This window comes from Amycolatopsis circi (assembly GCF_003385235.1).
In the GTDB taxonomy this organism is placed as follows: Bacteria; Actinomycetota; Actinomycetes; order Mycobacteriales; family Pseudonocardiaceae; genus Amycolatopsis; species Amycolatopsis circi.
Genome location: NZ_PQIA01000296.1, coordinates 1 through 1191, shown reverse-complemented (window position 1 = coordinate 1191; position 1191 = coordinate 1). Strand labels below are relative to the sequence as shown.

Sequence of the window (1191 nt, the reverse complement as noted above, 5' to 3'; positions counted from 1 at the left end):
CTGAGGGACTCTGAGTCCGTGAGGGGAACCCTCACGGACTCAGAGTCCCTCAGGGTTCCCCTCACGGCCCGCCACCGTCCGTGAGGGGCCCCTTCACGGACCTAGATTCCCTCAAGGAGCCCTTCACGGACCGCCCGCTCACCACCGCTGCCACCGCGATGGGCCCCAAGGTGCCATTGGGTCCATCGCACACACCCCATGTGGCGTTCGATGCGTCGCATGCACCCAACGCCACATCGAGACGCTAACCCCAACCCACCAAACCGCAGCCGACGCACCCAGCCAACCAAGCACCCACACCACCCCCGCACCCCGATACGAAGCCAAAAACGCGGCGCGGGGGTGCTTGTCAAGGCATCTTTCCCGCCTTGACAAGCACCCCCGCGCCGTAGTCACAATCAGCTTCGGGGTGCCCCACGCAACCACGGGCGCAATGTCGCCGCCAGGCGACGAGCCGCCCCACAACGCCTCACTCCGGAACAGTAAGCAACCCCCGGTCATAAGCAATAGCCACAGCCTCCGCCCTCCGGCTGGCCCCCAACTTCGCCATCACCCGCGAAAGATGCACACTCACCGTCTTCTCGCTGATGTACAGCTCCTCCCCCACCTGCCGATTGGTCCGCCCCAGCGCGACCCGCTCCAGCACATCCCGCTCCCGGTCAGTCAACGGATTCACCTGCGCCCGCACCACCGGCACCACTTCAACCCCTGCCAGCTCAACCCGAGCCCGATGCGCCAAATCCCGAACCGCATCCCGCAACGGCACCGCATCCAGCTTCACCGCAACCGAATGCGCGGCCTCCAACGCCTCGGCCGCACCCGGTCGCCCAGAAGCCAGCAACGCCTCAGCCTGCCGCCACCGACAAACCGCCTGCTCGTAAATCGCCCCATACGAATAGGCCTCAGCCGCCGCCCCCCACAACTCCGGATCGGCGGGCCCCTCCAACGCCGAAGCAGCAGCCTCCATCCGAGCGAGCCAAGCCCGCCCCTCCGGCCCCACAGTCCCGGAACGCGGATGCCCCTCGGCCGCACAACGCCGCCCATGCTCCAAAAGCCGCCGCCCCCGCGCGACAAAGGCGTCCGCCGCGGCAAGATCCCCCTTGACCCGCGCCTCCGCGGCCAACGCCGCAGCCGACGGAATCGCCAGCGCCACCATCCCAATCCCGCCGCGCAACCCGGCCCCCCCCTCCC

1 protein-coding gene is annotated in these 1191 nt (G+C 68.4%); it reads right to left on the bottom strand.

What is annotated here, in order from left to right; translation table 11 throughout:
* Window positions 1–469: 469 nt before the first annotated feature.
* Window positions 470–1191, bottom strand: a 722-nt coding sequence (locus D0D37_RS46350) for a response regulator transcription factor (protein WP_162834825.1), incomplete at its 5' end; no start/stop codon positions are given.